Source organism: Geobacter argillaceus (assembly GCF_007830735.1).
Taxonomy (GTDB): domain Bacteria; phylum Desulfobacterota; class Desulfuromonadia; order Geobacterales; family DSM-12255; genus Geomobilibacter; species Geomobilibacter argillaceus.
Genome location: NZ_VLLN01000011.1, coordinates 38,534 through 56,848 on the forward strand (window position 1 = coordinate 38,534; position 18,315 = coordinate 56,848).

The 18,315-nt window shown below is 58.0% G+C and carries 18 protein-coding genes; 11 read left to right on the top strand and 7 right to left on the bottom strand.

Annotated features, from left to right (window positions below):
* Positions 1-4: 4 nt before the first annotated feature.
* From JN12_RS10270 to JN12_RS10300, 7 genes are all read right to left on the bottom strand, one after another.
* The gene (locus JN12_RS10270; RefSeq protein WP_145022147.1) at positions 5-811 is read right to left on the bottom strand and encodes a hypothetical protein; all 807 of its coding nucleotides are present in this window, start codon (positions 809-811) and stop codon (positions 5-7) included.
* 11 nt (positions 812-822) lie between these two features.
* Complete coding sequence (locus JN12_RS10275) at positions 823-1,050, bottom strand: sulfurtransferase TusA family protein (RefSeq protein ID WP_145022150.1); 228 nt, start codon at positions 1,048-1,050, stop codon at positions 823-825.
* A gap of 47 nt (positions 1,051-1,097) precedes the next feature.
* Positions 1,098-2,048 (bottom strand): 4Fe-4S dicluster domain-containing protein, encoded by a 951-nt coding sequence (locus JN12_RS10280; protein ID WP_145022153.1) that lies wholly within the window; start codon positions 2,046-2,048, stop codon positions 1,098-1,100.
* A 23-nt stretch (positions 2,049-2,071) separates the two neighbouring features.
* On the bottom strand, positions 2,072-2,467 hold the full coding sequence (locus JN12_RS10285; RefSeq protein WP_145022156.1) for a M67 family metallopeptidase: 396 nt from the start codon (positions 2,465-2,467) through the stop codon (positions 2,072-2,074).
* Positions 2,468-3,277, bottom strand: a complete 810-nt coding sequence (locus JN12_RS10290) for a HesA/MoeB/ThiF family protein (RefSeq protein ID WP_145022159.1) — start codon at positions 3,275-3,277, stop codon at positions 2,468-2,470.
* The gene (thiS, locus tag JN12_RS10295; protein WP_145022162.1) at positions 3,278-3,493 is read right to left on the bottom strand and encodes a sulfur carrier protein ThiS; all 216 of its coding nucleotides are present in this window, start codon (positions 3,491-3,493) and stop codon (positions 3,278-3,280) included.
* A gap of 222 nt (positions 3,494-3,715) precedes the next feature.
* Complete coding sequence (locus JN12_RS10300; protein WP_145022165.1) at positions 3,716-4,969, bottom strand: O-acetylhomoserine aminocarboxypropyltransferase/cysteine synthase family protein; 1,254 nt, start codon at positions 4,967-4,969, stop codon at positions 3,716-3,718.
* 381 nt (positions 4,970-5,350) lie between these two features.
* On the opposite strand from JN12_RS10300, the gene JN12_RS10305 reads away from it, so the two are divergent.
* The 11 genes from JN12_RS10305 to JN12_RS10355 all read left to right on the top strand — a co-directional run bounded on the left by JN12_RS10305 (position 5,351) and on the right by JN12_RS10355 (position 18,016).
* Positions 5,351-5,779: a heavy-metal-associated domain-containing protein gene (locus JN12_RS10305; RefSeq protein WP_145022168.1), complete on the top strand. Its 429-nt coding sequence runs from the start codon at positions 5,351-5,353 to the stop codon at positions 5,777-5,779.
* A gap of 14 nt (positions 5,780-5,793) precedes the next feature.
* A complete protein-coding gene (locus tag JN12_RS10310; protein WP_145022171.1) occupies positions 5,794-6,267 on the top strand; it encodes a DUF2318 domain-containing protein in 474 nt (157 codons plus the stop codon).
* 15 nt (positions 6,268-6,282) lie between these two features.
* Positions 6,283-7,443 carry an ABC transporter permease gene (locus tag JN12_RS10315; protein ID WP_145022174.1) on the top strand — a complete coding sequence of 387 codons (1,161 nt, stop codon included), beginning with the start codon at positions 6,283-6,285 and terminating at the stop codon, positions 7,441-7,443.
* Positions 7,444-7,455: 12 nt separating this feature from the next.
* Positions 7,456-8,127 (top strand): ABC transporter ATP-binding protein, encoded by a 672-nt coding sequence (locus JN12_RS10320; protein WP_145022177.1) that lies wholly within the window; start codon positions 7,456-7,458, stop codon positions 8,125-8,127.
* Between the two features lie 84 nt (positions 8,128-8,211).
* Complete coding sequence (gene flgC, locus JN12_RS10325; protein ID WP_145022180.1) at positions 8,212-8,616, top strand: flagellar basal body rod protein FlgC; 405 nt, start codon at positions 8,212-8,214, stop codon at positions 8,614-8,616.
* Positions 8,617-8,787: 171 nt separating this feature from the next.
* On the top strand, positions 8,788-9,141 hold the full coding sequence (locus JN12_RS10330; RefSeq protein WP_145022183.1) for a PilZ domain-containing protein: 354 nt from the start codon (positions 8,788-8,790) through the stop codon (positions 9,139-9,141).
* A gap of 140 nt (positions 9,142-9,281) precedes the next feature.
* Positions 9,282-10,373, top strand: coding sequence for a sensor histidine kinase (locus JN12_RS10335; RefSeq protein WP_145022186.1), 1,092 nt, complete (start codon positions 9,282-9,284; stop codon positions 10,371-10,373).
* A 116-nt stretch (positions 10,374-10,489) separates the two neighbouring features.
* Positions 10,490-11,860 carry a sigma-54-dependent transcriptional regulator gene (locus JN12_RS10340; protein ID WP_145022189.1) on the top strand — a complete coding sequence of 457 codons (1,371 nt, stop codon included), beginning with the start codon at positions 10,490-10,492 and terminating at the stop codon, positions 11,858-11,860.
* A 151-nt stretch (positions 11,861-12,011) separates the two neighbouring features.
* The gene (locus tag JN12_RS10345; protein ID WP_145022193.1) at positions 12,012-13,391 is read left to right on the top strand and encodes a TolC family protein; all 1,380 of its coding nucleotides are present in this window, start codon (positions 12,012-12,014) and stop codon (positions 13,389-13,391) included.
* Between the two features lie 24 nt (positions 13,392-13,415).
* Positions 13,416-14,840, top strand: a complete 1,425-nt coding sequence (locus tag JN12_RS10350) for an efflux RND transporter periplasmic adaptor subunit (RefSeq protein WP_145022196.1) — start codon at positions 13,416-13,418, stop codon at positions 14,838-14,840.
* A gap of 38 nt (positions 14,841-14,878) precedes the next feature.
* A complete protein-coding gene (locus JN12_RS10355; protein ID WP_145022199.1) occupies positions 14,879-18,016 on the top strand; it encodes an efflux RND transporter permease subunit in 3,138 nt (1,045 codons plus the stop codon).
* Positions 18,017-18,315 lie beyond the last annotated feature (299 nt).

An 18,315-nucleotide genomic window follows, 5' to 3' on the forward strand; every position in this document is an offset into this window, starting at 1 on the left:
CTGGTCAGAGTCCCGACGATTCGAACGATTCCTCGATCTGCCTGACCCTGAGCGAGCGGCGCAGGTCCGATGCCGCCAGCAACTGCCGGTCGTACAGGCGATCGATGAACCCTTTGAGCATACCGCCGTGACGGGCGGGCTCCAGGGGGGTCGAGAGATCCAGAAGCGGTAAGAGCGGTTTCGTCACCATCCGCTGTTTCCGCCATACCTTGGCCAGGTGCAGAAAGATCCCCTCCAGTTCGTCAATGCCATAGTGCGAGCCACGCTGTGACAGCGTCACCAGGGGGACGATACCCCGGCCGGCAAGGAAATCGATGCCGCTGACGGTGGAGCAGGGGGGCTCGTCACCGGCAATGAGGGTCGAGGCCACGCCCCAGTGGGGGAAGATCTGCAGCGCCCCGGCCAGGGAAGCGAGCCGCGCCTCCCGTCCAGTTCCCCGCTCCCGGGAGAGAGCCGTGTCTGCTACGACGAGCGGGATGTCAATGATATCCACCCCGGCCGCATAGGCCCGTTCCAGGAGATGGAGCGGGACCGGCCCGTCGAACCGGCCGACGACATGGACGCTGAAATTCTTCTTGATCAGCCGGGTCAGTTCTTCGCCCAGGTGGAAACTGTCCACGCTGTCGAACTGCACGCAGAAGAGCTCGGCCGACCGCTGGACGCAGCTGTCGAAAATGGTCTCCAGCGTCTGGTGTGCCGGGAGTTCTCCTCCGACGAAAAAGACATTCTTCTCGCGGCGGAGCTCGGAGAGTGCGCCATACCGGAACGGTACGCAAAGCAGTTGCTGGAGTTTGTTCCGTTCGACGACCATGGTCCGCCTTGTTATTCTCCGACCTTCTCGATCAGGAGGAGGTAATGTCCCGCATCGTCCTGCTTGAGGCCGAGGAGCTTGTGCCCATCGCCCTTCAGGCTTCGCGGCACGTTCTTCACGGGTTCGCCGTCGTCAATGAGGAACTCGACCTGTTCCCCTTCATCGATCATCTCCAGGGCCAGTTTGGCCTTCACAAAATTCGTCGGACAGGCAATGCCGCGCAGGTCTATGGATTTCATGTTTATCCTCTTGGGCAGGGACTATTCAGGGAATGCCCCTGCGGAATTCATCGTTTTCCCACCTGGGTCGGAATGACTGCCGGTGGAATCGTTTCCTTTACCACGTGGTCCGGGAACTTCGACCGGAGCCGCTCGACCAGCGACTGGGACCCCTCCTTGAGGATGATATCGCCGATCCTGATCCGTCCCAGTCCTTCCGCCTTCTCCCCGTACCAGGCGAGCAGTTCGTGGACGAACTCCACGACTTGCTCCTCCGGGAGGAATTCCGCATACAGGGTGCCGATCAGGGGCCGGCGGCCCCACTTCCCGCCGATCCGTACAGTGTACCCTTTTCTGGCGGTTTTCCACGCCTCGGTGGGGCAGACCTTGACGCAGTCGCCGCAGTAGAGGCAACTGTCGGCCGAAAACAGAGGCTTGCCGTCCCCACCCATGGTGATGGCCCCTTCGGTGCACGATTTGGCGCAGAGGCCGCAGCTGATGCATTCGTCTTGTTGCAGTTCCGGCCAGATCGCACCCTGGAAGCCGACATCGTTGGTGGCAGACTTGGGACAGTCGAACGGGCAGCCGGCAAAGCCGACCTTGAACTTATGGTGGCCGGTGACGGTGCCGAACAGCTTCTCGTCCACTTCCAGTGCCGAGCGCTGGGTGTCGACCAGGCCATTGGGGTTGTACTCGCAGCCGCCGCAGGCGGTCGGTACCCTGACTCTGGCGCCGCACGAGGCAACCTTCTGCTCCTTCTCGCCCAACTCATCCACAACCGCGTCGAAGTCCCTGAAATTGATGTTGATCAGTTCGATCGATTGGCGAACCGAGAGGTGCACGAACCCCTTGCCGTACTTGTCAGCAACGGCGGCGATCCTTTTCAGCCGTTCCACCGACATCCGGCCGCCGGGGACGCGCAGCCGTACCGTGAACAGGTCCTTGCCCCGCTCCTTGATGAATCCGCCTGCCTTGAGGTTTTTCAGGTCGATCTGTGTTGTGTTTTTCTGTTCCGACACGGCTTGATTCTCCTCGTTCATGACTATATCAGTGAAATTTCTTCCGGCTCCACCACACCGTCAGTGATCCTGAACGACTTCAGGACCGGCTCCGGCCCCGCGAGGGAAACGATGACGTGGGAGATGTCCGGGGTCAGGGCCAGGCGGATATCCTCGGCCGATGGCCGGGCAGGGGAAGCCGGGTGCGAGTGGTAGACCGCCACCATTTCCAGCTTGCTGGCGCGGAGCTCCTTGATGACCCGGAACTGTTCCTTCGGATCCAGAGTGAAATGCTCGCTGCTGGCATCAATGTTGGTCATGGGAAAATGGCCGCTCACCTCGCCATCCAGCCCACCCAGGATACCGCAGACCTCAAGGGGAAAACCTTCCCGGGCATGGCCGATCAGGGCATCGTATATGGCGCGTGGCAGCTTCAGCATTCAGTGCTCCAGGTCACAGACGTTCACGGCATTCACTTCGTCCCTCAGTTCGGTGATGGTCGGGTTCTCCCCGCAGATGGGACATTTCTGGTTCTTCTTGATGGCGATCTCCCTGAACCGCATTCTGAGGGCGTTGTAGGTCAAGAGGCGGCCGGTCAGCAGTTCGCCGGCGCCGAGCAGGAACTTGATCGCCTCGGTGGCCTGGATAGTGCCCATCACGCCGGGGAGGACGCCGATGACCCCGGCCCGGGAGCAGGTGGGAATGACCTCCTGGGGGGGCGGTTCCGGGAAGATGCAGCGGTAGCAGGCAGACTCGCCCGGCACCACGGTCATGGTCTGGCCGTCGAACTGGAGGATGCCGCCGTGGGAATACGGCTTGTTGGCCAGGACACAGGCGTCGTTGATCAGGAACTTGGCCGCGAAGTTGTCGGTGCCGTCGATGACGAAGTCGTAATCCGTTACGATGTCGGCAATGTTGTCGGCCGTGACCCAGGCCTGATAGGGCTTGACCGTGACATCCGGGTTCATCGCTTCCATCTTCTCCTTGGCGGACAGCACCTTGGGCTTCCCCACGTCAGGGGTGAAGTGGATGACCTGACGCTGCAGGTTGGAGAGGTCCACTTCGTCGGCATCGGCGAGGCCGATGGTGCCGACTCCGGCCGCTGCCAGGTAGAGGGCGATGGGGGAACCGAGGCCACCGGCCCCGATCACCAGGACCCGGCCGTCGAGAAGCTTCTTCTGACCCTTGCCACCGACCTCCTTGAGGAGGATGTGGCGCGAGTAACGGTTGATCTGCTCTTCGGTGAACATTTATGCCGCCCCTCCGCCCATGAAGTAGAGAAATTCAACCGCGTCGCCGCTCTTCACGGTTGCACCGTCGAAGTCGGCCCGGTCGAGGATCTCGCCGTTCAGTTCCACGGTCACGTATTCCCGCTGGGAGACCTGGAGGGTTTCCAGCAGGTTGGTTACCGACAGGGTCTCCTGGTCCGCGATGCTGGTCTGTTTGCCATTAACTGTGAGTTGCATGGTGTATGCTCCTGTTAGTGGATGTGTGATTCGTGAGGACCAACCACCTCGTTACGCTTCGAGTGCCTCTCTCACCGCCGCTGTACGGCTCATTGCGCGCCGGTCCATCAACTCGCCCTGGCGGGCTCAAACACGATGGACCTGCTGTGCTTCATTTCGCCTACAGCGGCTGGTGCTCAGGCTCAGTCGCTCCACGAGGCGGTCGGCCCTCACGGATACGGGCTATAGTTCGGCGAGTGCCTCGCTAAAGTCTTCGATGATGTCGCCGCTCTCTTCGATCCCCACCGACACCCGGATCATCTCCTCGGTCACCCCCATCAGCGCCTTCACCTCCGGGGTATAGTCGCAGCAGATGGTGCTGGCGGGATGGATGACCAGCGTCTTGGTATCCCCGATGTTGGCCAGATTCTTTGCCAGTTGCAGGCTGTTGATCAGGCGGAACGCGCTCTCCCTGTTTGACAGGCCGAAGGTGAGGATGCCGCCGAACCGGCTGCCGAACTGCCGCGCCGCGACCTCGTGAAAGGGGGAGTCCGTAAGGCCGGGATAGTTTACCCAGCGCACCTTAGGGTTACCGGCCAGGAACTGGGCCAGCTTCAGGGCGTTACAGCAGTGGCGTTCCATCCTCAGGGCCAGGGTTTCGAGCCCTTCGGCGAACAGGAACGAATTCATCGGCGCCGCGCAGGCCCCGAAATCCTTGTGGATCAGCTTGCGACTGCGGGCGGTAAAGGCCAAGTTCCGGTATTTCTTGTAAAACGACGCGAAGTGCGGAAATTTGTCGCTCTGCCAGTCGAAGGTGCCGCAATCGACGATGGCGCCGCCGATGGAGTTGGCGGTACCGTTGATATATTTGCTGGTGGAGTGGATGATGATGTCCGCTCCCAGTTCCTTCATCCGTGCCAGATACGGGGTGGAGATGGTGGCATCGACCACCAGCGGGATACCGTGTTTGCGGGCAATGCCTGCTATGGCCGCCACATCCGGTACGTCCATCTTGGGATTGCCGATGGTTTCGATGAAGATCAGACGTGTCGCCCCGTTGATGGCCCCGCTGAGCGCTGTCAGATCGGTCGGGTCGACGAAGCGGGTGGTCACCCCGTAGTTGGACAACGTGTCCCGGAAAAGGGAAAAGGTACCACCAAATACGGACGATGAGGAGAGAATTTCGTCACCGCTCCGGACAATGGTCATGATGGCGGTGGTGATGGCAGCCATGCCCGAGGCGGTCACAATGGTGGCGATTCCGTCCTCGATGACCGTAAGCCTCCGTTCGAGGCTTTCCGTGGTGGGGTTGCCGATGCGGGTATATACCTGGCCGATCGCTCTCCCGCGGAAGATGTCTTCCAGCGCTTCCGCCGTTTCGTGGGCGAATGCCGTCGCCTGGACGATCGGTACCTTGGTGGCACCGGCCGGGCCGGGGGTCGTGCCGCCGTGGACGAGCAGGGTGTCGAATTTGAGTCGCCTGGCTGTCTCTTGCATATACTCTCCCTGTTCAGTAGAGATTTAACCGTTACACGGTTTCTTCGCACAGCCCGCACTGGCACAGCATAAAGTCTAATCTGCATAACAATGCTGTTGGTTGAAAAATAGATAAACTCATCAAGTTTGTCAAGAAATAAAATTAAGATAAAAGCAGTGTATTAGTAGGTAATATACATCTGCGTCGCAAATTGCTGTTCTCGGTAACCGGGTGTAGAATATTCTCTGCCTGAACGGAATATTCTGTACTTGATTGAACCGTTCCTGCCATTCATTTGGCCTGCCCAGGCTATAGATGGTGTGATATCGGTGTGTTATGGTCGTGGCCGGGTTTGGCACGAGACTTGAACAAGTTGATGCTGTCATAGAGGGAGGTTTGTCATGCGCGTAAAAAATATCATTACCACTCTGCTTCTCGTAGCGGTCGTTACCTTGCTGACAGTTCTCGCCTTTCGCGTCAGGGTCGGCGCTACGGCCGATTCCGTAGCTGTTCTGAGGACGAGCGGTATGACCTGCGGCAGTTGCTCCACCAAGATCTCAAAAGCCCTTGAGTCTCTGAAGGGGGTCGCGGTCACCGAGGTGGACGTGGATGGTGGTTGGGTCATTGTTGGCTACGATACGAAGACGGTCAGGCCGGAAGCCTTGGCCGAGAAGGTCAGCACTACCGGTTTCGGCAGTAACCTGTATACTGTCGTGACCCCGGAGCAGTTCAAGCAGATAACCGGTAGGGATATTGGGCAGAATGCCATAGTGTCATCGGGATGCTGTGGCAAAAAAGGCGGCGGTTGCGGCGGGAACAAGCAAAACTGATAGAGGAGACGGAAATGGCATCGAACAATTCAAAACAGATCAGGTGGGGGGGGATCGTCATTGTGGCACTGTTGGTCGGGGTAACCAGCGTGTTCGCCTTTAGCTTCCCCGGCATGGGCAAGTATCAGAAGGCCAAGGTAGTCAACGGCGTGGTGACCATCCCGGTGGCAAAGGTTTCGGACGGAGCGGCACACTTCTACCGGTTTGCGGATGGGGGTAAGGATATCGGGTTCTTTCTCATCAAGGGGTCGGATGGAGCCCTTCACACTGCCTTCGACTCTTGCGATGTCTGCTTCAGGGAGAAGAAAGGATATGTCCAGCAGGGAGATTTCATGGTCTGCAAGAACTGCGGTAAGAGTTTTGCCACAACCAGGATAGGTCCCCATGCCGTCGGTGGTTGTAACCCCTCATACCTTGCCAGTTCCACAGAGGGTGGTAACGTCGTCATCAAGGCAACCGATCTGCAGGCCGGGGCCAAATACTTCTAGAACGGGATCGACACCATGAAGTTGCACACCATATCCATTAACAACCTGAAGCGGCGCAAGGCAAAGATGGCGTTTCTGACCATCGGCCTGATGGTCGGCATCGCCACCATCGTTACCCTGGTGACCCTCACCGCTTCCATGTCCAGCGATATTGAACGCAAGATGGACGAGTTCGGCGCCAACATCCTCATTACCCCCCAGAGCAACGGTCTGTCCATGAACTACGGCGGCATCAGTCTGGGCGGGGTGACCTTTGACCAGCGTGAGATCCGGGAAGAGGATCTGGCCAGTATCAAGACCATCAAGAACAGCAGGAACATCTCGGCCATTGCGCCAAAAGTACTGGGTGGCATCCGGATCGGCAGCCATGACGTGCTGCTGGTCGGGGTCAACTTTGACAGCGAACTGAAGATGAAGCAGTGGTGGAAGATCTTCGGCGATGCACCCAAGGGTGACAACGAGGTATTGCTGGGCAGCGATGCGTCAAAGGTGCTCAATGCCAGTTCAGGTGACAGCATCACGATAAAGGGCGAGCCCTTCAAAGTGGCCGGCATCCTGGACCAGACCGGCTCCCAGGACGATTCGCTGGTCTTTGCCCCGCTGCGAAAGGCGCAGAAACTGCTCGGCAAGGAAGGCAAAATCACCTTGGTAGAGGTGGCGGCGCTGTGCTCCGGCTGCCCCATCGGCGACATGGTCACCCAGATTGCGGAGAAGCTTCCCGATGCCAAGGTGTCGGCCATCCAGCAGGTGGTGGAAGGACGACTCAAGGCCCTGGACCAGTTCAAGCGCTTTTCCTATGCCATGGCCGGCGTGGTGGTCTTCATCGGTTCCCTGATCGTTTTCGTCACCATGATGGGGAGCGTCAACGAGCGCACCACGGAGATCGGTGTCTTCCGGGCCATCGGTTTCAGGAAGAGCCACATCATGCGGATCATCCTGCTGGAAGCAGCCCTGGTAAGCCTGCTGGCCGGATTCCTGGGGTATGCCGCCGGCATGGGGGGCGCCAAGCTGGCCTTGCCGTTCATGGCGGAAAGCAAGACTGCCCACCTGGTCTGGGACACGACCGTGGCCTTCGGATCGATCGGTCTGGCCCTGACGTTGGGTCTCCTGGCGAGCCTCTATCCGGCGCTCCATGCCAGCAAGATGGACCCGACCGAAGCCCTGCGGGCTTTATAACACGAGGACACCATGGCGCTCATTGAGATCAAAAACGTGAAGAAACACTACACCAGCGGTGATGATGTGGTAGAAGCATTGCGCGGCGTGGACATCAGCATAAAGGCAGGTGAATTCATCACCATCATGGGACAGTCCGGTTCCGGCAAGAGCACCCTGCTGTCCGTCCTGGGCGGGATGAACCACCCCTCTGTGGGGGATGTCGAGATGGCCGGCGAAAAAGTGTACCAGCTCTCCAGTGAGAAACTGGCCGACTTCCGGGCACAGAATCTGGGTTTTGTCTTCCAGTCCTTCCACCTCATTCCGTATCTGACCGCCATCGAAAACGTCATGCTGCCGCTGGCCATCGTCAAGATGAGCACCTCGGCAAAAAAGAGTGCTGCACGTTCGGCCCTGGAGCGGGTTGGTCTCGGCGCCAAACTTGAACGGTTGCCCAACCAGCTCTCCGGCGGCGAACAGGAACGTGTGGCCATTGCCCGGGCCATCGTCAACAATCCCCACATCCTCCTGGCTGACGAGCCGACCGGTAATCTGGATTCCAGGACCAGCGAAGAGGTCATGGCACTGTTCCGGGAACTGAACGATGCCGGCCAGACCGTGGTCATGGTGACGCACAACCAGGAAAACGGTGCCTACTCCGACAGAACCATTACCCTGAAGGACGGCATGGTGGTGAATGCCTAGTCGTGGCGACATATCAGGTAAGGATAAACCGGGAAACCTTACAGCCGAATAGTGTCCAATTCTGAACAGATCAGGAGGTATTAAATGGATGCAATGGACATTAGCGCTTCAGCCCTGACAGCGGAACGAACACGGATGAACCAGATTTCGTCGAACCTTGCCAACGCAAACTCCACCAGGACTGCCGAAGGCGGACCGTACCGGCGCAAGGATGCGGTCTTTGCCACCATGCTGGATGAAGCCAACGCCAGGAAGAGCGGCGGGGTCGAGGTCGTAGCGGTCATTGAGGACCAGTCTGCTCCACGGCTCCAGTACGACCCCGGGCATCCCGACGCGGGACCTGACGGTTATGTAGCCTATCCGAATGTTAATGTTGTTGAGGAAATGGCCGACATGATCTCCGCAACCAGAACGTATGAAGCGAACGTTACCGCCATGAAGGCGGGGATGGATATGCAGATGAAAACCCTGACGATTGGTTCAAAATAAACATCGCAACATTCCAACAGGAAAGGAAATGTCAATGTCTCAAATTTGTCAGTGGCAAAGTAGAACTTATGCAACCCGGTGACCCGGCAGGACCGGTAGAGATTGTTTCAACTGTTGACCAGTCCGAAGTCTAATCGCCCGGCATACAAACTACGTGGAGGCTATTGACCAATGGAAAAACGAAATTTTACCAGGGTCAAGCTGAACGCTGACGTCTCACTCGAATGCGATGGCTCCAGCCTCTCCGGTGAGGTAGATGATATCAGCCTCAAGGGGATGTACGTAAGGACATCGATGCTGGTCCCCTTGAGCAAACCTGTGCGTGTGACAGTGACTGACTACCCTTACGCCGACATAGGCTTGGATGCCCGGGTCATACGACTGGGTGGGAATGGTGTCGGACTGGAAATACATAAGATGACGGTGGAATCTTTTGTCAGGCTTCGCGACCTGATCATGCATCAAGCCGCCGACCCCGATGTGGTGATGAACGAGGTGTACAAGTTAGTGAGCTGTATAGTCTAGAACAATCAGCATCGGCAATGGCTGTGACTGCGATCCTCTTGCAATAATATATATTTTAAATTCGCCGGCACTTGCTTCATATACCTGCTTCTCGTGGAAGGGTATTCAGCTAGTCCATTCCGGAATGCAACGAAGGAATCATGGAAAAAACCTCGATAACCAGACCACTCATTCTGATTTTATTCATTGTTGGCATCAGCTTTCTCCACTATCTCACCCCGCTCCATCTCCATTACCTGCACGACATCTTTCAACGCTGCTACTACCTGCCCATTATCCTGGCTGCACTCTGGTTCGGCTTTCGCGGCGGCTTGCTCTGCTCGATCATTGTCAGCATCGTCTATGCCCCTCACATCCTGTTCCAGTGGGGCGGACACCTGACCGTGGAGATGGAGAAGTACCTGGAGATAGTTCTGTACAACATCGTCGGCGGCGTGACCGGTCTGCTGTCACAACGGGAGCGGGAGCGGACCGTGGAACTGCAGAAGACCGCCCGTGGGCTGGAAGAGTCATACCATAAGCTCCAGCAGCAGTCGGAACGGATCATAGCCGTAGAAGAACAGCTGCGCCGGGCTGAAAAACTGTCTACCCTGGGGGAGATGGCGGCGGTGCTGGCCCATGAGATCAGAAACCCTTTGGGCTCCATCCGTGGCACAGCAGAGATACTGAAGGACGATTACCAACCCGGCGATCCCAAGCTCGAATTTATCGATATCCAGATCAGGGAGACCGAGCGCCTGAACCGGGTGGTGGAGGATTTCCTCCGCATGGCCAAGCCGCAGCCGTCGGAGATGACCCGCTGCTCCCTGGTTGAAGAGCTTGAAACCGTGGTGACGCTGGTTTCACGGGATGCCCAGGATCGGGGCGTCGCACTGCACCTGGAGCCATTTCCGGGCGAGGCGCTCGTCAGGGCAAACGGCGAAAAGCTGCGCCAGGCGTTTCTCAATATTGTCATCAACGCCCTCCAGGCGACCCCTGCACGCGGCAGTGTGGCGATCGCACTCCGGAAGGCGGACTCGGGCTTTGAGATCAGCTTCAGCGACAGCGGTAGCGGTATAGACGCCGAAGCTCAGGCAAAGATCTTCGAGCCTTTTTTTACCACCAAGCCGGATGGGACCGGCCTTGGGTTGGTCATTACCAAGAAGATCATCGAGGGGCATGGCGGTACCTTGACTGTGGAGAGCGAAACCGGGAAGGGGACGATGGTCACGGTACGACTGCCGGGGCAATAGACCCGGCAGGCTGCAGCGTAAAGCTGGTTACCTCGCTTCAGTACAGGCACCTCAAAGCCACGTTCGTGGCAGACATCGTCCCTATTGCACGTGAGCTGTTACCTTAAAGGAGCACCATGAAACCGAAAATTCTGGTCATTGACGACGATGCATCGCTACGGAGGGTGCTTGAATACAACCTTCAGGAAGAGGGGTACGACGTTTCCACCGCCGAATCAGGCGAGGCCGGTTTACGCCTCTTCGCCGAGGAGAGGCCGTCGCTGGTTATCACCGACATGAAGATGTCCGGCATGGACGGCATGCAGGTGCTGAAGTCGGTCAAGGAGCAGTCACCCGAGACCCTGGTCATCATTATCACCGCCTTCGGTGCAGTCGATATGGCCGTGGAGGCGATGAAGCTGGGCGCCTACGACTACATCACCAAGCCTTTCAACCGCGAGGCGTTGCGTCTCACGGTACGCAAGGCGCTCCAGTTCACCGGGCTCAGCGAAGAGAACCGGCGCCTGAAAGATGAGCTGGCCGACCGGAGCGATTTCCAGACTATCATCGGCAATTCGTCGCAGATGGAAAAGGTGTTCGGGATCGTCCGCAAGGTTGCGGACACCGAGGCATCGGTGCTGATCACCGGCGAGTCCGGTACCGGCAAGGAGTTGGTAGCCAGGTCGATTCACGCCGCCAGTGCGCGCCGGGATGCGCCGTTCATTGCCATCAACTGTGCTGCTATTCCTCGCGACCTCCTGGAGAGCGAGCTGTTCGGGCACGTGAAGGGAGCGTTCACCGGTGCAATACGGGACAAGACCGGCAAGTTCCAGCTGGCGGACGGTGGCACCCTGTTCCTCGACGAGGTGGGCGATCTGCCGTTAGAGCTCCAGCCAAAGCTTCTCCGGGCGCTGCAGGAAAAGGAGGTCGAGCCGGTGGGGGGGACGAGGGTCCAGAAACTGGATGTCCGCGTCGTGTCGGCCACCAACCTGGATATAGACCGGGCGATCGGGGAAGGTACCTTTCGGGAAGACCTGTATTACCGTCTGTCGGTCATCCCAATCCATCTCCCTCCTCTCCGTGAGAGGCGCGGCGACATCCCGCTGCTGATCAGGTACTTCTGCGCCAAGCACAACGGCGGGAAGGTTGTCTTCGACAAGGATGCGTTGGATGCGATGGTCAGGTATGCATGGCCCGGCAACGTCCGTGAACTGGAGAATACGGTGGAGAGGCTGCTCATCATGCGCAGCGGGGATACGATAACCGTTGGCGAACTGCCTGACAAGGTCCTTGCTGGGAATGTGCAGCAACAGCCCGGCGCTGCCATCGTCAGGCTCCCCGACGAGGGGTATTCGCTGGAGCAGTTGGAGCGGGAGGTCGTCGTTGACGCCCTGGAGCGTAACGGCTGGAACCAGGCAGCCGCTGCCCGGTTTCTGCGGATTCCCCGCCACACCCTCATTTACCGGCTGGAAAAATTCGGGATTTCTCTCCCAGATAAGAAGGGATGATGGGGAAAATACTCCTCCCGGCGCAGAATATTCTGCAGGTAAAAGCTGGCTTTCACTATGCTTTCAGAAAAAATCTTGTAAACTCAGATAGATATATTGGTGGCACACCCTGTGAATACGTAGACTCAATTTAATTGATACAGAGGTTATAATGAAAACGCGCATCGGTCTGTTCACAATTCTCTCGGTCATCACCTTTACTGCGACCTTCGCCTTTGCAGCAGAAAGCAGCACTCCGCCTGAAAACCTTTCCAGCCTCATACAAACGGCCGTCGCCAATAATCCGGAATTGAAGTCTTCCCAGTCCAAGTGGCAGATGTTTGCCAACAAGGTGAAGCAGGCATCGGCCCTGGAAGACCCGATGTTCATGTTCAAGCTTCAAAACATGCTGGCCCGTGAGCCTTTGGTGTTCAACAAGGATCCCCAGTCCGCCAAGGTGATCGGCATCTCCCAGCAGATTCCCTTCTGGGGAAAGCGGGCCATCAAGGAGGAAGTCGCCCAGTACGAGGCTGAGTCCTATAAGTGGGCCATTGAGGAACGGAAGCTGGAACTGGCCCGAATGGTCAAGGAGACTTATTATCAGCTCTACGCCGTGGACAAGGCGCTTGAGATTATCGACAAAAACCTGAGGATACTCTCTGACTTTGTGACTATTGCCGAGTCAAAGTACTCCGTCGGTCAGGGGGTGCAGCAGGATATCTACAAGGCCGGACTGGAAAAGTCCAAGATGCTCGACATGCAGATTACCCTCCGGCAGCAGCGCAGGAGCCTGGAAGCCAACCTCAACTACCTACTCTATCGTCCCGGAGACACGCCGGTCGGTCCCATCGCCGATTTCACCCTGCCGCAGCTTACGCTTTCTGCCGACCAACTGAAGGAAACCGCCTTTGAGAAGCGCCCGCAGATGAAAAGCTTCGCCTTGCTGGTCAGCAAGGGGCAGGCATCCCGCCGGCTGGCGGAGAAGGAATTCTATCCCGACTTCAACCTTTCCTTCGAGTACATGTTCAAAGAGGCGGTTTCGACCGAAATGGTGAGTGATCCAGGCTACAACATGTTTACCCTTGGCGTGACCTTCAACCTTCCGTTCCAGCAGAAACGGCGTCGGGCAATGGTGGCCGAATCTGTGTCCGAGACCGGCATGGCAACGGAAGAACTGAACGCCCTGAAGAATACGATCACCTTTACCATCAACGATACCCTTGCCCAGATGGAGCGACGCCAGAAGTTGGTGGAACTGTACAAAGGCGGCATCATCCCCCAGGCGGAGCAGTCGCTGGAGTCGGCGGTCATCAGCTACCGGGTGAACAAGGTGGATTTTCTGACCCTTCTCGACAGCAGGATCAACCTGTTCAACTACGAGCGGGAACTATACGAATCGCAGGCTGAGTACATGATGAAGCTGGCCCAACTGGAAGCGGCCGTCGGCAGTGAGTTGTCGGAGCCGCAGTCAGTCCGGAGTTCGAGGCCGATTGCCGTGCCGGTAGCAGCACCGTCTGCGCCGCCCGCCACTGACTATTCTCAACACAATTAACATTCACAATATCGAGGTACGACCATGTCACTGAGCAAGAAAATCGCAATTCCCCTGGTGGTAATCATCCTGGCAGCGGCAGCTGGCGGGGGGTGGTACGTGTGGAAGCAGAAGAGCGGCGCAACGGCGACGGGAAAGGATGCCAAGGCAACTGCGGGCAAACAGCTCTACACCTGCTCCATGCATCCGTTCATCATCAAGGACAAACCCGGCACCTGCCCGATCTGCGGCATGGAACTGATCAAGAAGATCGAAGGCGCAGCGGACGGCGGTGCCCAGACCGCGGAGCAGAAGAAGCAGGCCGAGATGCTCGGCCATGTTTCCCTGTCGCCGACCCAGCGCGTCATGGCAAATGTGGCCACGGTCGAGGCCACGCAACAGGCCCTCAACAAAGAGATCAACGCCGTCGGCATCGTCCAGTTCGACCAGTCGCGGCAGGCCAAGGTCACCGCCTGGATCGCCGGCCGGATCGACAAGCTGCACGTTAACACGGTCGGTGCATTTGTCAGCAAGGAAAGGCCGGTGGCCGAGGTCTACTCGCCCGACCTGGTGGCGACCCAGCAGGAATACCTGCTGGCCATCAAAAGCCGTGACCAGCTGAAGAACTCACCGATCGTTTCCATCTCCCAGAATGGCGACGGTCTGGTGGCATCGGCCAAGCAGCGTTTGATGCTGTTCGGGGTAAAGGAGAGCCAGATTCTTGAGCTGGAAAAGGCCGGCAAGCCGAATATCCGCCTCCCCATCTACACGCCGCTCTCCGGCGTGGTCATCGAGAAGATGATGCAGCAGGGTCAGTACGTCAATACGGGAGATGTGCTTTTCAATATTGCCGATCTCTCCACGGTCTGGGTTGAGGTTGAAGTCTACGAGAACGAATTCCCCAACATCCATATCGGTCAAAAGGTGGAGATCCGTTCCCAGTCGTTTCCCGGCAAACCTTTCACCGGTCGGATCGCTTTCATCTATCCGTTCCTCGACCCCAAGACCAGGACCGTCAAGGCCAGGGTGGAGATGCCCAACCCTGGCATGAAGCTCAAACCCGACATGTTCGTCAACGCCATCATCAAGGTGCCGCTCGGCTTGGCCATCGTCGTGCCCGTTACCGCACTGATTGATACCGGCAAGCGCCAGGTGGTCTGGGTGGAGAGTTCGCCCGGCATGTTCGAGCCGCGTGATGTCCGGGTCGGCCAGCAGACAGACGACAAGGTCCAGATCCTGTCCGGTCTCAGGCCCGGCGACAAGGTGGCGGTGTCCGGCGGTTACCTGATTGACTCGGAGTCGCAGCTCAAGGGTGGCGGTGGTGGCCATGAAAACATGCCCGGCATGAAGATGGATGACAAAAAGCCCGCAGCGCCAGGACAGGGTGGCCACGAGGGACATGGAGTGCCGCCGGCACAGCAGCAGCCGGCAAAGAAGGGGACGTTGAAGATGGATGACATGAAGATGTAATGACTACTACCTAACGATCTCCGACAAGGATTGCTGCCATGATTGAAAAACTTATTGAATATTCCGCCCGCAACCGGGTCATTATCCTGATGATCTTCGGGTTGATCATCGCCTGGGGGGGCTGGTCGGTCTACAAGACCCCGGTGGATGCGATTCCCGACCTCTCCGACAACCAGGTGATCGTCTTCACCGACTACGCCGGCCGCTCACCACAGGTGGTGGAGGATCAGGTCACCTATCCCCTGGCGGTGAACCTCCAGGGTCTCCCCCAGGTCCGTGCCGTGCGGGCCTCCAGCGCCTTCGGCTTCTCCATGATCTACGTCATCTTCGAGGACAAGGCAGACATCTACTGGGCCAGGACCCGGGTACTGGAGCGGCTCAACTACGCCGCCTCTCTGCTCCCGCCGGGCGTGGTTCCCACCCTCGGTCCGGACGGCACCGGCGTTGGCCATGTCTTCTGGTACACCATCGAGGGTAAAGGATACGACCTCGAGCAGCTGAGGACACTCCAGGACTGGTTCGTCCGCTACCAGTTGAACACCGTCCAGGGCGTTGCCGAGGTGGCCTCCATCGGTGGTCTGGTGCGGGAATACCAGATCGACCTGGACCCTAACAAGCTGTTTGCCTACAACATCAAGGTCGGCAAGGTCATGGAGGCGGTCAAGGCGTCCAACAAGGATGTGGGGGGCAAACTGATCGAGCAGGCTGATGCCGAGTACCTTATCCGCGGCCGCGGCTACGTGAAATCCAAGGCCGACCTGGAGAATATCGTAGTCGGTGCCGACATGCGCGGCACCCCCATCTACCTCAAGAACCTGGGAACCGTGCAGATGGGGGGCGCCATCCGGCGCGGCCTTTTGGAGATGAACGGCGAAGGCGAGGCGGTCGGCGGCATTGTGGTCATGCGCTACGGCGAGAATGCCCACGACGTCATTCACCGGGTCAAGCTGAAGATCAAGGAACTGGAAAAAGGTCTCCCGCCCGGGGTAAAGATCATGGTCTCCTATGACCGCTCCGACCTGATCATGCGGGCAGTGGATACCCTGAAACATAACTTGCTGGAGGAATCGGTCATCGTCTCGCTGGTCATCCTGATCTTTCTGCTGCACTTCCAAAGTGCCCTGGTGATCGTGCTGACCCTGCCGATCTCGGTGCTGATCGCCTTCATTACCATGAAACTGATGGGGGTCACCTCCAATATCATGTCGCTCGGCGGTATCGCGATTGCGATAGGTGTTCTCGTGGATGCCGGGGTCATCATGGTGGAGAACTGCTACCGTCACCTGTCCGAAATGCCGCCTGAAGAGCGCGCCGGCAAACGTTTGGAAGTCGTCATCGCCTCGGCCAAGCAGGTGGGCCGGGCCATCTTCTTCTCGCTGGCGATCATCGTGCTCTCCTTTGTCCCGGTTTTCCTGCTGGAGGGACAGGAAGGGAAGATGTTCCATCCGCTGGCCTTCACCAAGACCTTCTCCATGATGGGGTCGGCCATGATCGCCATCACGCTGGTGCCGGTGTTGATGTACTACTTCATGCGGGGCAAGATGCCTCCGGAGAGCGCCAACCCGGTCTCGACCTTCTTCATAAAATTGTATTCGCCGGTCATCCGCTGGGTGCTGGTCTGGAAAAAGACCACCATCGCCCTCAATGTCGTGGCGTTGGCCATTGCTATCCCCCTGTTCATGAGTCTTGGCTCCGAGTTCATGCCCCCCCTGGATGAGGGATCGCTCCTCTATATGCCGGTCACACTCCCCAACGTCTCCATTACCGAGGCCAAACGCTTGATCCAGGTGCAGGACAGAATCATAAAAAGTGTGCCCGAGGTGGAGCATGTCCTGGGCAAGGTGGGTAGGGCCGAGACCTCCACCGACCCGGCGCCTGTCTCGATGTTCGAGAGCATCATCATCCTCAAGCCCAAGGATACATGGCGACCCGGCATCAAAAAGGCCGACATCGTCGCCGAGCTTGACGCCAAACTACGGCAGATCGGCGTGCGCAACGGCTGGACCCAGCCGATCATCAACCGGATCAACATGCTCTCCACTGGAGTGCGAACTGACTTGGGGGTCAAGATCTTCGGTAACGATCTGAATGTGCTCAAGGATCTGGCGGTACAGGCCGAGGCAATCCTCAAGCCGATCAACGGCGCAGCCGACGTCGTGGCCGAGAGGGTCACCGGTGGCAACTACATCGACATCGACATCGACCGGGAGGCCGCCGCCCGCTACGGCGTCAGCGTCGGAGATATCCAGGATGTCATCGAAACTGCCCTCGGTGGGGAGTTTCTCACGAAGTCGGTTGAGGGGAGAAACCGCTTCCCGATCCGTGTCCGCTACCTGCGCGACTACCGCGACAACATCCCGGCGATCCGCCGTATCCTCGTCTCGGGCATGGAAGGCGCACAGGTGCCGCTATCGCTCGTGACGAAACTGAAGATCTCCACCGACGCTCCGGAGATCAACAGCGAGGGGGGACTCTTACGTTCGCTGGTCTTTCTCAACGTCCGTGGCCGCGACATGGGGGGCTTCGTCACCGAGGCCAAGCAGGTGCTGGAGAAGAACCTGAAGCTCCCTCCTGGTTATTATGTCACCTGGTCGGGACAATGGGAGAACCAGATCCGCGCCAAGGCCCGCTTGCAGGTACTGATACCGCTCGGAATGGTGATCATCTTCATCCTCCTCTACTTCACCTTCCACTCGGCACTGGAGGCGAGCATGGTCATGCTCTCGGTCCCCTTCGCTCTGGTGGGGGGGGTCTTCCTGGTCTCGGTCCTCGGCTATAACATGTCGGTGGCGGTCTGGGTCGGTTTCATCGCCCTCTACGGCATTGCCGTGGAGACCGGGGTGGTAATGGTCATTTACCTGCACGAGGCGTTGGACAAGAAGCTGATCAATGGTCCCTGCACCGAGCAGGACATCTACGACGCCACCTTCGAGGGGGCCGTGCTCCGCCTGCGGCCCAAGCTGATGACCGTGGCCGTGGCGCTCCTGGGTCTGGTGCCGATCATGTGGTCGACCGGTACCGGCGCCGACGTGATGAAGCCGATCGCCGCGCCGATGATCGGCGGGATGATCTCCTCGGCAGTGCATGTGCTGATCATGACCCCGGTGATCTTCGTGCTGATGAAAAAGAGGGAGTTGCGTAAGGGAACACTGAAGTACAGCGGGATGAAGCACTGACGCTGCCAAACGAAAGGAGTTTGCATGAAGAGGGTATCATTACTATTGAGTACGCTACTAATCGCAGCACTGTTATCCGGCTGTGCCGGGCTGGATAACTCTATCGACAATTCTGACCAATATGGCGGGGGCAGCCACGGTGGTCATTCACACCATTAAGCGAAAAGTGATCGTTGGAGAATATACTGCGCCCCATGTTGAATATTCTCTATGCTGCCAACTTGCAATATTCAAAAAAGACAGCAATACTAATGTGTTACCCATTGGCATGGCAAGTGCTATAATTAGAGTGTCTAGGC